This window comes from Chryseobacterium sp. 3008163, assembly GCF_003669035.1.
Taxonomy (GTDB): Bacteria; Bacteroidota; Bacteroidia; order Flavobacteriales; family Weeksellaceae; genus Chryseobacterium.
Map to the genome: position 1 here is coordinate 1,431,142 of NZ_CP033070.1, position 13,731 is coordinate 1,444,872.

The following is a 13,731-nucleotide window of genomic DNA, read 5'->3' on the forward strand; positions in this document are numbered from 1 at the left end:
CGCTTTATATATTTTGACGTGTCGCTACATTAGCTGACCCATTTATATAAGCACCTTTTATCAACAAATTCACTATCAAGAATACACGCAAGTCCCATCGGCTCTTGTCCGTGTTGTCTTGAATACTGATTAGATATGTTATGTAATTGTTTCATTATATTCTTGTTAAAAATTGTTTTTTTGAAAGATTAAAAACGTGTTGCTTTTAATTTTCGGTTGCAAAGTAAGTATGAAATTTTTTAACTCACAAATTTATTTTTCAATTAACTATTTGAAAATCAATTAATTACACCCAATTTTTAGAGTACAGAATTTCTGTCCGTAATATTTTACAGATATCATAATTACCTAAATGACTGTCTCTCATCGGGTTATTGATCACGCTTTATTTTCTTATTAATTGTTCATTATTGATTAAATAATTTTCACTTTTATGGTTGTTTTTTTTCATTCTAAATAATTTCTGCCCTAAAAACATAAAAAACGCCCCGATCATCGAGGCGTTTTTGCAGTATTTTGATTAAATTTTTACGAGTTTACAGTAAATAATTTTCAAAGCAAGCACATTTCGCCTCATCCAATATCATCCATTCATATCCAAACGATCCCTTTATTACAGGGCGATCGCATAGATTTAAACTGATATGTGCTCTTTGTATTGTCATAATTTTATTGGTGCAAAGATAAATGTTTTTCTTAATTAATTGTTAATTTTGTCATTGCGAGAAGCAAAGCTAGGAAGCAATCTTGAGCATAAAATGGGTTTATTTAATTTAGATTGCTTCACCTTCGGTTCGCAATGACAGAAGCGTATTTTTATTTTTTTACTTCTAATTCCTAAACATTCTATTCCGTCCTGTTTTATACCTCGAAATATCTTTTAAAATCACTTCATCATCGGGATTGAAATGTTTTAATTCATTGACGATTTCGGAACGGCTGTTGATATTTTCTGCGATGATATTGTAGGCAATATTTCTTGTGGGTTTTTGTAATCGCTGGTCTTTTTTAAACTCAATTTTCATGGCTTCCAGATATACCAATTTTTTGTCGGGAGATGTGTTTTCATATAAATACTGAATTTCGTTTTCCAGTTGACCGATTTCAGGAATATTTGCAAAATAATTTTGAAGACAATTGAAGGCTTCTTTATTTTCCTTCCAGCCTTGTAAAAGTATTTGTTGGGCTTCGTTCGGTTTATCCATTTTATTGCGATATACCAAAGAGGCTTTTACCATCTGATGACTCTGTAGATAATCATCTACTACCATTTGATAAAAGATCAATGCATTTTCAGAATCGTTGATTTCTTTGTATAAATCGCCTACTTTTTCTTTTTGCTGAAGCTCTTTGTATAAAATAATTGCTTTATCATACTGTTTTGCTTTCACATAACAGTTGGCTGCATCCGCTTTACTTAATACTTTTTTCAAAAAAACAACTGCTGCTTCGTTATAAAAACCGCCTTCCTCTAATGTTGCGGCAGCACGATAATTATCTTTTAAAAGATTCATGTAAACGATAGCCGCTTTTTTGTATTCGTTATCTTCAATGTGTTTTCTGGCTATATCTTCATATATACTTCGCAGCTTGTCAAACAATGAAGTATCTATAGACAAACCACCACCTCCATAATTCTTTGTTGCAGGAGGCTGAGGATCTTTCTCTTGATTCTGCAGAAGAACGATAAGCACAATGGCAGCAGCGGCAAAAAATATAAATTTGAACAAACTTACTATAACAGTTGCGAGATCTGTTTGAGATAATTGTGCAAAAATCGCAATCACCTTAAAAATTACAAGAACAAAAAAGGCCGTCAAAAACTTTTCTATAAACTTTTGCTTTTTCATTTCTTTCCTGATTTTAAAACATCCATATCTTCACTGAATAAACGGTAAAGAAGAACAATGACTCCAATAATTAATATCCAAACCAGCCAATTGTATCCGAAAGCAGCAATCAAAGGATAGAAAATATACAGCAAGGTACTTCCCAATATGACAATCAGAATCAGTTTAATGCTTTCTGAAACATAACTCCCACCCATGTCAAATGGCTTTTTCCTGATAAAATAAGAATACGCGCCCACAAGACCTACAACGGCAAGCAACAACCAGACAATTTCGGAAAAGGAAATCTCTTTTTTAACATGAGCACCATCTGGTGCTTTTAATGCATCATTCTGCACATTATCATTGAATACGATTTGAGGATTAGTTTCATAGTCTGTGCCATAAATCCTTGCAAGAGAATCGTTGATTATTATTTTTCTCATTTCCAGAATATCATCTGCAAGAAGTTCTTTAGATATTTTAGACATCTTGTTTGATGGGTCTTTCTGAATAGAATCCAGAATTTTTTTATGGTAATTTCTTGTTTTAAGATCTACTACATGTTCTATTTTTTTCAGGTACATTTTTTTAATGAATCTCTGAATTTCTTTTCTTTGGCTCTGTATTCTTCAATTTTCCAAAGCATTGCTGCTTTTCCTTCTCTAGTATTGAAGGTTTGTTTATAATCATTAACCAGCCATCTTCTTTCATTTCCAAATACAGAATCAACCTTCATATCAATAGCGGTAAAACCTGATTGAAAAATCAGTCCTTCGTTATTTTCTGTCTCTGGAGCCATTTCAACAGTGCTCTCGTTATACAAATCTGTAGAAACCTGTTCATTTCTCGCGTGGTTTTTACCAAATTCAAAAGCAAAAATAATGATCACAATAAGTGCTAAGAAAACGGCAAACATCTTTTGTGCCCCTGTCATTTTCAATGGTGATCTTTTATTTTGCGTTCCATCATCTTTATCACCTCCGGCTCCGCCAAACATTCCCCAATCAAAATTTCCGAAACCACCTCGCAATGTAGAATGAATATCTAATGGAATCCCTAAATAAACCGCCCGCTCAGGATATTTTGTAATGTATTCTATATATTTCAAAATCTCGGCCTGATCTCCAACTTTTAGCTTTTCCATATCGAATGGAAGATTTTTCATCCAATCTTCATCAGTTGTAGGATTAAGAAGCTGCTCAAGCAACTCATCATCATTCATATCCACTTTAAAGCTTCTGATTTTTTGTGGAATGAAAACACTATTTGACGGCTTTTTTAATTTTGCTTTTGTTTCCGGCGATTTCTGTAATAATGTGACCCAATCTATTGTTTTATTTAATTTAACAAATCCGAAATCAGGATGCATGATGATATATTGAGCATCAATATTTTTCCAGTCTTCTGAATTTATCTTGGGATAAAAATCTGTGTTTTCTGGAATGAACAATTGATTATCAAAACATTGAAAATAAGAATTCTTCCCAATTTCCTCGGGAGCTTGACCTCCAAAAATAAGAAAACAGCCATACAAAACATTAGGTTCAAGAGAAGGAATAGCAAAGGTCTGCACAACATTCAGATCAATTCCCAATGATTCTATTTCACGAAACCATACCAAAGGTGAAGCACTTCTGATGAGAAGGCCTCTTTTGGGATAACTGTTTTTCGGAAAGGGTTTAATCTTCAACTCCATACTCCAATACTTGATCTATAAAAGGTTGTAGGTAATTTTCATACATTTCTGCAATCGTTTTTACCTTCAGCAGAGTATGATCCGGTAAAAAATATTCATAACCGCCAAATTCTGTTTCAGAAGCCAAAGCCATTCCGGTATGCGTTGAAGTCGGCATATAAAATTCGGGAATATTGGCATTAATACTTCTGAAAGTAAGCATTCCGCGAGAATCTGCAACAATTTCGCTTCCGTCTGAAAAAGTGAACTTATTTTTATTCTGATTGGCAACCATCACAATGGGAGATTGGTTTTTATACTGCGCCATTGAACTTCCCCAAAACTTTAATTCATATTTAGAAATCACCAAATTATTATTTTCATTAATTCCAATCGTGGTAAAGTTGCTGGTAAATTTATAATTGTTCTGCTTTAATTTATCGACTTCAATCTTTACTTTTTCTATATTTTTATGAATTTCAGGATCATTTCTCACCAAATCTACAGATACTTCACCTTCAAGATTAATCATAAAAATAGTCGGCAAATTATTTTGATGCAAATAAAAATATCTGTCAAAATAGACCAATTCCATATTTAACGGAACATTAAAACCGGAAACATTAAGCTCGGAATATTCTTTAGTTTCAATATTCAGTTTTGAAATGAGTTTTTTATCCTGTTGATATTGACATAAAATAAACTGTTGCTGTTTATTTTTAGCCAAAGCAAATATTCCTTTGTCTTTCACAGATATATTTTCAAACAAAACCTCGCAGCCACGGAGAATTTTATAAATTTCATAATAATCTCTATTGTAATAATTATCTGAAAGGTATGTTCTCAGCAATTGCTTTTTACTGCTTAAAATAAAAAATTCTCCTTCATACATAAACTTTGCAATCTGTTGCTGCGGAAGTGGAAAAAGTAAAGGATAATTGAGAGGGACATCTGTTTTTTCACCTTTAATATTCTGGCTCACTGACCTTTTACTTTTTCGGTGTGGAGGATCTGCCCAAAGTTCCTTCAGCGGAAGTATTATCTTTTGAATGTGCTTTCTTGCTCCTAGATGGTGTTTATAAAAATTCAGTTCGCCATCTGCAGACGTGGTTACCAAAAACTTAAGTCGATTTCTGTTTTCATGAATCACTTTTTGCAGATTTTCATTCGCTAAATTTTCATGATTGGTGATAAAGAAAACTTCCAGATCTTTTTCTGTACGTTCTTTTTTAAAGAATAAATCTAATGCTTCCGAAACATCTAATGTTCCGCTTACCAAATTCAGATTTTCAATAACCTCTTCCACAAGGTCTAATGTCATAGCAATGCTTGATTGTCCCAAGGCATACACCTTACACTCCGAATGTGCTTTCGGATGTTTGATCACGGCAAGAGCCGAAGCGAAAGACAATACTTTCGGAGTTCCCCAGTTTTTCAGGGAAGTATCTATTAAAATAATTCTTTCAAAAACATTTTCTTCGGGCGGAATTTCGCGTTGAATATACAATGCTTCATTATTCGCCACACGGTTCATAAAAACCTCATCTTCATTGGCAAATTCTGACAACAGCATTCTGTGAAGATCTCCTTTGTTGGTAATATCTGAAACGCCGCCAATTGGTTGTGCACCGGGAGAAAGATGCCGCATCGGGATTTTCAGACCGCTCCAGATTCTTTTAATTAAACTTCCGATCTGAAAAGTTTTAGGTTCTTCAATAAGCTCCTGAATAAAGTCTTTTTCAGATTCTGTTGTCGTTTGCTGTTCTCCTATTTCTTCTTTAATTTCCGGTTCGTCAACCAAACCACGCATGGCCTTAATAATTGATTCTGTCGTCGGAAATTTTTTATGAATAAATGATAGTGTCTCAATATCTTTATGGTAAATATCTTTTGTCAGTGGAAGCTTGTGCGCAGCATCAGCAATCTTATGAGGTCCTCTGTAATAAGAGGTCAAAATGTATTCTGAGTCTTCAGCAGAAACCGAGTAACCAGAATCTTTAAAAATAGTCTGAAAAAGATTGATCCTGTTTTGCCCTTTCTTCATCGAATCCCCTATTTTGCTAAGATTTTCAAGCAATTGACAGGCGTTTTGAATATCCAGATTAAATGTACTCCTTTCCTCAGTTCTATATTTTCTCAAAAAATAAAAAATTCCATCCAGATTCAGATAGCCGTCCTGAGTTGCATACATTGTCAGAAGAAAAGCTCCGAAAGGCGGAAAACCTTGTGATTGGAGTTCTTTTAAAACCTCTATAATATACGGTCTGTAAGCAATCGCACCTCCTCCATGAGAAACAGAAATCAGATTATTCTCAAGATATCCCGACGGATCACGGGCATCCTTATCTGTGATCCACTCCCAGAAATAATCTTCGTATGATTGAAAATAACTTACTACATCCATTCTCTTGCTTTTTGAGTCAAACGGAATGAGCTTACGGAGAGTTTCCTGAAATCATTTTTATCAATAGCCAAATAACTTCCGTTTTCACTCCAGACCATTAGTTTATCGGAATCTTTGTTATATTTTTTGTGTAAAAGTGAGCTCAGATTTTTAAATTCAAAATCAAATCCGCTTGGTAAAAGATGATTGTCTTTCATCCAAAAAGTCTTCCCCGGAAAGCCTAACAACGGATTTCCTAAAAATAATGCTTTGTCATCGATGATCATCCATTGCAGTTTTTCGAGCTTAAATTTCGGAAGTTCAATGATTTTATCTTTAACATCATCAATTGAACATAAAAGTGCTGCTGCAGGATATTCATTTTCTCCTTTCTTGAGATGAACTTCAATCTTTTCCTCAATTCCGAAAAAATTATTATTTGAAACAGGAAAAGTCAGCTTTAATGCCTTATCGATCGGTGACCAAAGTAAGCCTGTTCTCACTTTTTTACTTGGAACCAATGCATTTTTTCTGAATAAAAGTCCGTTCTTTAATTCATACAATATAAAATTGGGAAGCTGCCTCAATTCCGAAGAAACAGCTTGTTCAGCGGTAAAGCCTTTCAGCCAGATAAGATCATCATCTCCCGCAATCTGAATATTTTTCCAATCGCGGATTACCCCTAAAGAATATTCATCTTTACGGGAAATCTCAGCCCAAAATTCTTTTAAGCGCTCTGAAGAATCTTCTGCCATAAGCTTTCAATTTCTTTTTGAATATACTGTTTCTGTTCTCCATTGGCGATCCAATCGCAACGGGTTTGAAGATATCTCAGTTTGTCTTTTATAACATTTTGTTCTTCGAAGCTCAAACTCCCGTTTTCCCATTGATCAGACAGTATCTTCACATCTTTCATCACTTCTTCAGGATTCGGAGTTTTGTTCTGCAATGCCTGCGGATGAGATTTCGGATTGTCGTCCTTTTCAATAACTCTGTTGATGATTCCTTCCAGAATTTCAATCTGTTCTTCGGTATCCCAAATATGTTTTAACACCCATAAATCCGAAAGAATGGCTTCATTTCTACCACAGATTAATGCACTTGCGGCGATCAAATTCTGCATTTTCACCGCTCTACGATCCGAAATGGTAATTCCCGTATTGCGAAGGCTGATAATGGCATTAAGATATGCTTCATAAATTGGCTTTAAATCTACAGTTTTGCATAATCCCTGAAGTTCTTTTATCTCATGAGCCAAAATTTCAGGAATGTCTGAATCTATATCGTTTTCAAGTTTTCTTCCTGCCAAAAGAACTTGCTGAAGAAGATCAGGATGTACGTAATCTACATTGATTCTCACAAGAAAACGATCGAATAATGCATTCAATGCTTCATCTTCGGGAAGAACATTGCTTGCGCCCACGAACATTAATGCAGGTAAATGTTTCGTTTCTTTTCCTCTTTTGAAAATCTTTTCGTTCAAAGCCATCAAAAGCGAATTCAGAATCGCCGAGTTCGCATTAAAAATTTCATCAAGAAAAACCAGCGAAGCTTCCGGCATCATCCCGTCTGTATTGGTGAAAAGTTCTCCCTCTTTCAGCTTCCTGATATCGAAAGGTCCGAAAATCTCGTTCGGTTCTGTAAATCTGGTTAAAAGATATTCGAAGTTTTTGCCATCTTTTAAGGTTTTCGCTAATGTTCTTACCAAAGCGGATTTTGCTGTTCCCGGAGGTCCGTACAAAAATGCATTTTCCCTTGCCAGCAAACAGATTCCGAGTAAATCTACGACGTCATTTTTCCCAACGAAAGTATCTTTGACGTAGTTAAGAACATTATTTAGTTTTTCAATATTTTGAGTCATGATGATCAGTGTTATTTATTTTTAATTCTTTCCAGAAAACATTTTTATACCATCCGAATTCTGCAGTCAGCAAAGCGTTGATGTATGGAATTTCAGCCAGTCTGTAGACTTTATTTTCTACAATTCTTTCGAGATAGAGTTTCCTGTATGTTTTATCTTGAAGCTCTTGTTCCCAATTAAGTTTTTCTAAATCTAAATCTGCCTCAATCCCGGAATAATGAAACTGTTGCAAAATAGTTTCAAGAAGTGGAATCAGCGGATCATCTGCATCCAGATTTTTCAGAGCTATAATAATCTGAGGCAAAAATCTCAGTGATAAATCCGCAGATAATTTTGATGAAAGTGTAAATTTCCCTTTAAATGGCGAAATCAACCGAGCAAGATCTTTTTCTGTATTTTCACGAACAAGATAAAGCTGCACGCTGTGATACAAAATTTTTGCTGCCCAAACTGCAGAATCTCTATCAAACGCAATCTGATCAGATAAAAATTCAAGTCCTTCTTTTTCAAATTCAGTTTCAAAATATGCTGCCGCTTCCTGCTCCTCTTTGGGAGAGATCTTTTTTACTTCTTCAAAAATAGTAATACATTCTTCTTTCCGAAGCAGAAATAAAGTGTCTAAAAATGGGGATTTCATTTCCATGATATGACAAAAATATAATTATTTTGCTGAGAATAAAACTTTAAATCAAGGATTAAGAATTAAATTTTATTCCATTTGCTTTAATTTATCGAAATATTTATAATTCAAAATTAAGAGGGAGGCATCGCCAGCACAATTCAGGAGACAAGTTTCTGAGAATGCTGATTTTGCCTTTTCCTAGCCCTGATCGCAGCATTTGTTTGAGCTCATTTTTCGTGTTTCGGCGCGGCGGCTTGCCGTCGCGCCGAAACACGAAAAATAGCGATTGCGGAGAGCAGGAAATAGCTCCTAAATATGAGTAATGAATAATTGGCAATGCGCAGTTGGAATTGGTTTACTATTTTGTTTCATGCAATACCATTTAAAAAGTTTTTATCTTTGCTGAAATTTAAAACAAAAATATGAGTGTACACATCAGTGCCAAAAAAGGAGAGATCGCAAAAGTTGTTTTGCAGCCTGGAGATCCGCTTCGTGCACAGTATATTGCAGAAAATTTTCTTGAAAACGCAAAACTGGTAAGTAAAACGAGAGGTATTTTCTATTACACCGGAACTTACAAAGGCAAAGAAATCAGTGTGGGAGCAAGCGGAATGGGATTTCCAAGTATCGGAATTTATTCTTTTGAGCTGTACACAGAGTATGAGGTTGACACGATTATCAGAATCGGAACTTGTGGCGGATATTCGAGTGATGTGAAATTATTTGATATTCTCAATGTTGAAAATGCAGCAAGTGAAAGTACGTATGCAAAATACGCGTGGGGATTTGAAGAGGAAGTTATGTCTCATCAGGGAAATATTTTTGACATCATCAATGAAACAGCTGAAGAATTATCTTTAAATGCTAAAGCAACCAACATTCACAGCAGTGATATTTTCTACAGAAAAGATCCTGCAACTCCAGCAATTGCAACCAAATACAATTGTCCGGCAGTAGAAATGGAAGCTTTCGGATTGTTTGCCAATGCAAAATATTTAGGTAAAAATGCAGCGACAATTCTTACAGTTTCTGATATTATTCCGACCAAAGAATTTATTTCGGCAGACGAAAGAGAAAAAGCGTTAAAACCAATGATTGAACTGGCTTTGGAAGCTGCTTTGAAAGTAATTTAATAAGAAACAATCGCTATAAATAAAAAGAGCTTTACTTGATCAGTAGAGCTCTTTTTTATATTCTGAAAAAATTTCTTGCGACTTCTGTAGTTTCATCGGCAACCTTTGAAATACTTATTTTTTTGAGATGGGCAATTGTCTGGGCAACATAAGGCAAAAATTGCGGTTCGTTTCTTCGGCTTTGTATTCTCGGCATATTTTTCGGAAGCATAAAGGGCGCATCGGTCTCAATCATCATTCTGTCGAGCGGAACATATTTAATCACTTCTTCCAAATGTTTAAATCTGTTGGTATCGCTTATTGCTCCGGTAAATCCTAGGTAAAATCCTTTATCCAGATAAGTTTTTGCTTCTTGTAAAGTTCCGGTAAAACAGTGAACCACAGCTTTTGGAAGTTTGGATAGATATTCGTCGGTGATTTCGTTAAATCTTTTGAAAGCTGCTCTTTCGTGAAGAAAAAGAGGCTTATTCATTTCAATTGATAATTCTAATTGAGCACGATAGCATTTTTCCTGAATGGGTCTTGGAGAAAAATCTCTGTCGAAATCCAATCCACATTCTCCGACTGAAACGACGTGGTCTTGTTTTAATAATTTCCTTAATTCATTGCTACTTTCGTTGTTATAAGATTTTGCGTCGTGAGGATGAATTCCAGCCGTGGAAAATAAAATTTCTGGATAATCTTCTGCGATTTCCGCCGATTCTTTGCTTCCACGGACGCTTGTTCCTGTAAGAATCATTTGTTCGACTCCATTGTCGAGAGCTCGATTGATGATTTCTTCGTGTTCGTTGTTGAATTGTTTATTGGTCAGATTAATGCCAATATCGATAAATGTGTTCATAATTAAATTTTAGTTGGCAAAACTAAAATGAAACTGCGCAATCTTTTTACGCAATAAAAAATATTTTTTCATTCATTCATAAAACCCTCCAAAAAGCCAATCAGATTTTCCCCTCCATGGCTCCACCGGATTCCGTGACCATCTTTTTCTCTGACCTCAAAAACCAATTCGTGTTTATAATGATAGAAAACATTCCACCATGTTTTATGATCTAAAATGAAATTAATTTTCTCCATGACCATTTGTTGTTTCTTTTGATTATTTCCTTTTACTTCGCCCCAAAATTCGTCATTCATTCTTCCTACATGCTTTTCCCAGGCTCTTTGTGCGATGATAATTTCATTGTTAAAAGGCTTTTCACAGGCTTCAATCAACATTTTCTTCATTGGTGGAATTGCATTTTCATCTCGAAGACTTGCCGAAGTCAGTCTATGTCCTAAAATATTCAGCCAATGTTCAAATGGAATTTCTTCTAATCTTCTGGCTTTCATTTCATCTGATTTTTTTGAATTGAAAACATCGATGAACTGATTAAAACTTTCATCTCGGTCAATTTTTATTTCCTCATTGAAAACAGGAAGATTTAAATCTAAAGTATTGTCTTTAAATTTTTGAATATTTTCACTTAAACTATTGAGCTGTTCCCAAGCTAAAATCGATTGATATTTTTCTTTCCATTCGCGTGAAAAGAATGGAATCAATTCTTTAAATAAATTCATGATTAAAACATTTTCACAAGATTGACTGAAAGTTTTTCTTCATTAATTAAATATCCCACAAGATTAAACCAATTTCTGCAGTTATCTAAAATCCAGGCATCGGAAGACACCATTATTTCTGCATTTCCAACTAAATATTTATCCGGATTAAACTCTAATTCTACTTTCCAATTGAGGTAATTTTCTTTAGCAAAATCTAAAATCATTTCTTTAATCCTTCCGCTGTTTGAAACAGGTTTATCGAAAATCCAGATCAGGTTTTCAGCGTGTGATTTATTGAAAAATGCAACAACCAGTTCAATCGATTTTTGTGTTTGATTTACTCTTTTGTATGTTCCGTGAACGCCGGACAGATCACGAAAACAACCATCAGTTCCTTCAAAAATATAAGCCTCTGAAAGTAAACTTTCCAACAAAATCAAAACATTAAAGCCATCAAGATAAATCGTTTTGCTTTTTAAATCTGAAATTTCCAGCTCCTTTAATTTTCTATTGTGAATCTGAAGTTCAGAAGCTGAGGCTCCACGCAATGCCTGAATCTGACGGGCTTTTAATCTGTAATGATTCCCCACCAAATCTGACGAAGCCTTTTCAGCATAGCCCCGGTTTAGTAAATACTGCATATCCTGATTTGCCAGTTTCAGTTTGTCGATCTGCTTTTGTAAAGAAAATAATGTATCGTCGCCCGTGTTTTTCCCGCGATTTCTGTTGTTCATATTCAAAAATAATATTTTAAGTCCAAATCCTGTAATTTATTTCTAAAATCTCATTTTTTACTGGAGATTAACCCATTTTGCAGATTCACTCGCCTTTTTCGGTAAAATTCTTAGAGTAAAAAATACGAAAAGCAAACTACCTTATCATAAAAAATAAGATAACTAGTATTTTAAAAACCCTTGTGAAACAAGCATTTAAAATAGATATTTATCATAAAAAATTATGAATTTAAAATAAAAATCTCATTTATATTATAAAATTATTACATTTAGTCACTAACAAATATTAAATCAAAAAAATGTTTATAGGATATGATGTTGGAAGTTCTTCGCTGAAAGCTTCAATTGTTGACGAACATGGAAAAGTAATTGCACATGCTAAATATCCGGAAACAGAAATGCCTATCAATTCACCAAAAATCGGATGGGCAGAACAAGATCCGGAAGCCTGGTGGCAAAACCTGAGAATTCTGACGCAAAAAATAATTGCAGAAAGCCACATCGATAAAAATGAAATCAAAGGAATCGGGATTTCTTATCAGATGCACGGTTTGGTTTTGGTGGGTAAGGACAAAGAAGTTTTGCGTCCATCAATCATTTGGTGTGACAGCCGTGCGGTAGAAACTGGTGACCAAGCTTTTGATGATCTGGGTGAAGAAGTTTGTATGAATAAACTTTTGAATTCACCGGGAAATTTCACCGCTTCAAAACTAAAATGGGTCAAAGAAAATGAGCCGGAAGTCTATGAAAAAATCTGGAAGTTTATGCTTCCTGGAGATTTTATTGCTTTAAAATTAAGCGGAGAAGCAACGACTACAGTTACCGGACTTTCAGAAGGTGTACTTTGGGATTTCCAGAAATATCAGGCTTCAAAAACATTATTGAATCATTGGGGAATTGATGAATCTTTGGTTTCAACAGTGGTTGACAATTTCACAGAGCAATGTGTGGTTTCAAAACAGGGCGCTGAAGAAAGTGGTTTACCGGAAGGAATTCCTATTTTGTACAGAGCCGGAGATCAGCCAAATAATGCGTTATCGCTAAACGTCATGAATCCTGGAGAAATCGCTGCAACAGGAGGAACTTCAGGCGTGGTTTATGGGGTGACCGATAATATTCATTCTAAAGAATCTGTGAGAGTGAATAATTTTGCGCATATCAATCACACCAAAGAGCAACCGAGAATCGGAAAAATGCTTTGTTTAAATGGTGCAGGAATTCAGTACAGCTGGTTACGTCATCAGGTAGATCAAAAAAGACATTCTTATCAGGAATTAAATGATTTAGCTTCACAAATTCCTATCGGATCAGACGGAATTATCGTTCTCCCATTCGGAAATGGTGCTGAAAGAGTTTTGAAAAATAAAGACATCGGTTCATCAACTTATAATGTGAATTTTAACCGTCACAAAAGTGTTCATTTGTTCAGAGCCGGATTGGAAGGCATCGCCTACTCTTTCGTTTATGGAACTGAAATTCTGATGAATGACGGTCTAGAAAAAGGCATCATCAAAGCTGGTGGTGATAATTTATTTCGTTCATCACTATTTGCGCAATCGATTGCAACATTATTAGATACGGAAATCAGAATCTTCGACACGACAGGTTCAACCGGAGCAGCAAGAGCAGCGGCAATAGGAGCGGGAGCATTTGATTCCTTAAATGATATTTTAACCGAAAAAGATATTACCACCACTTACATTCCTGACTTTAAAAATATGGACCAGTACAGAGAAAGTTATGGTCAATGGAAAAATAAATTGGAGCAAGTGATAAGTGGTTCATAGTTTCAATTATGATGGATTAACATTCATTTGTCATATGACAAACTCGCAGCCCGACTTGAACGGAGCTCTTTTTCTGAAAAAATGAATGGGAAATGCGCTGGCTTTTTCAGAAAAAAGCGGGAGTGGAAGGCGGAAATAGCTGCCCAAATTAAAAAAAATCAA

At 35.0% G+C, this 13,731-nt stretch carries 12 protein-coding genes; 2 read left to right on the forward strand and 10 right to left on the reverse strand.

Annotation, left to right across the window (positions count from 1 at the left end; genetic code table 11):
* Positions 1-830: 830 nt before the first annotated feature.
* Genes EAG08_RS06475 through EAG08_RS06505 form a run of 7 tightly spaced genes read right to left on the reverse strand, consistent with a single transcriptional unit; the run spans position 831 to position 8,394 of the window.
* Complete coding sequence (locus EAG08_RS06475; protein ID WP_129534738.1) at positions 831-1,850, reverse strand: tetratricopeptide repeat protein; 1,020 nt, start codon at positions 1,848-1,850, stop codon at positions 831-833.
* Positions 1,847-2,416, reverse strand: coding sequence for a hypothetical protein (locus tag EAG08_RS06480; protein ID WP_129534739.1), 570 nt, complete (start codon positions 2,414-2,416; stop codon positions 1,847-1,849). Before EAG08_RS06480 ends, EAG08_RS06475 begins: the two co-directional genes overlap by 4 nt.
* Positions 2,407-3,528 (reverse strand): hypothetical protein, encoded by a 1,122-nt coding sequence (locus tag EAG08_RS06485; RefSeq protein ID WP_129534740.1) that lies wholly within the window; start codon positions 3,526-3,528, stop codon positions 2,407-2,409. Before EAG08_RS06485 ends, EAG08_RS06480 begins: the two co-directional genes overlap by 10 nt.
* Complete coding sequence (locus EAG08_RS06490; RefSeq protein ID WP_129534741.1) at positions 3,512-5,911, reverse strand: hypothetical protein; 2,400 nt, start codon at positions 5,909-5,911, stop codon at positions 3,512-3,514. The genes EAG08_RS06485 and EAG08_RS06490 overlap by 17 nt, the downstream gene beginning before the upstream one ends.
* Positions 5,902-6,645 carry a hypothetical protein gene (locus EAG08_RS06495; protein ID WP_129534742.1) on the reverse strand — a complete coding sequence of 248 codons (744 nt, stop codon included), beginning with the start codon at positions 6,643-6,645 and terminating at the stop codon, positions 5,902-5,904. The genes EAG08_RS06490 and EAG08_RS06495 overlap by 10 nt, the downstream gene beginning before the upstream one ends.
* Positions 6,618-7,751 carry an AAA family ATPase gene (locus tag EAG08_RS06500; RefSeq protein WP_129534743.1) on the reverse strand — a complete coding sequence of 378 codons (1,134 nt, stop codon included), beginning with the start codon at positions 7,749-7,751 and terminating at the stop codon, positions 6,618-6,620. The genes EAG08_RS06495 and EAG08_RS06500 overlap by 28 nt, the downstream gene beginning before the upstream one ends.
* Positions 7,735-8,394 (reverse strand): hypothetical protein, encoded by a 660-nt coding sequence (locus EAG08_RS06505; protein WP_129534744.1) that lies wholly within the window; start codon positions 8,392-8,394, stop codon positions 7,735-7,737. Before EAG08_RS06505 ends, EAG08_RS06500 begins: the two co-directional genes overlap by 17 nt.
* A 401-nt stretch (positions 8,395-8,795) precedes the next feature.
* On the opposite strand from EAG08_RS06505, the gene deoD reads away from it, so the two are divergent.
* Positions 8,796-9,506 carry a purine-nucleoside phosphorylase gene (deoD, locus tag EAG08_RS06510; RefSeq protein WP_129534745.1) on the forward strand — a complete coding sequence of 237 codons (711 nt, stop codon included), beginning with the start codon at positions 8,796-8,798 and terminating at the stop codon, positions 9,504-9,506.
* 55 nt (positions 9,507-9,561) lie between these two features.
* Here deoD and EAG08_RS06515 read toward each other — a convergent pair whose 3' ends face one another.
* From EAG08_RS06515 to EAG08_RS06525, 3 genes are all read right to left on the reverse strand, one after another.
* On the reverse strand, positions 9,562-10,347 hold the full coding sequence (locus EAG08_RS06515) for a TatD family hydrolase (RefSeq protein ID WP_129534746.1): 786 nt from the start codon (positions 10,345-10,347) through the stop codon (positions 9,562-9,564).
* 68 nt (positions 10,348-10,415) lie between these two features.
* Positions 10,416-11,066 carry a hypothetical protein gene (locus EAG08_RS06520; RefSeq protein WP_129534747.1) on the reverse strand — a complete coding sequence of 217 codons (651 nt, stop codon included), beginning with the start codon at positions 11,064-11,066 and terminating at the stop codon, positions 10,416-10,418.
* A gap of 2 nt (positions 11,067-11,068) precedes the next feature.
* Positions 11,069-11,782, reverse strand: a complete 714-nt coding sequence (locus EAG08_RS06525; protein WP_129534748.1) for a DUF434 domain-containing protein — start codon at positions 11,780-11,782, stop codon at positions 11,069-11,071.
* A gap of 299 nt (positions 11,783-12,081) precedes the next feature.
* Between EAG08_RS06525 and EAG08_RS06530 the strand changes: the two genes are divergently transcribed.
* On the forward strand, positions 12,082-13,569 hold the full coding sequence (locus tag EAG08_RS06530) for a xylulokinase (protein WP_129534749.1): 1,488 nt from the start codon (positions 12,082-12,084) through the stop codon (positions 13,567-13,569).
* Positions 13,570-13,731: the final 162 nt, after the last annotated feature.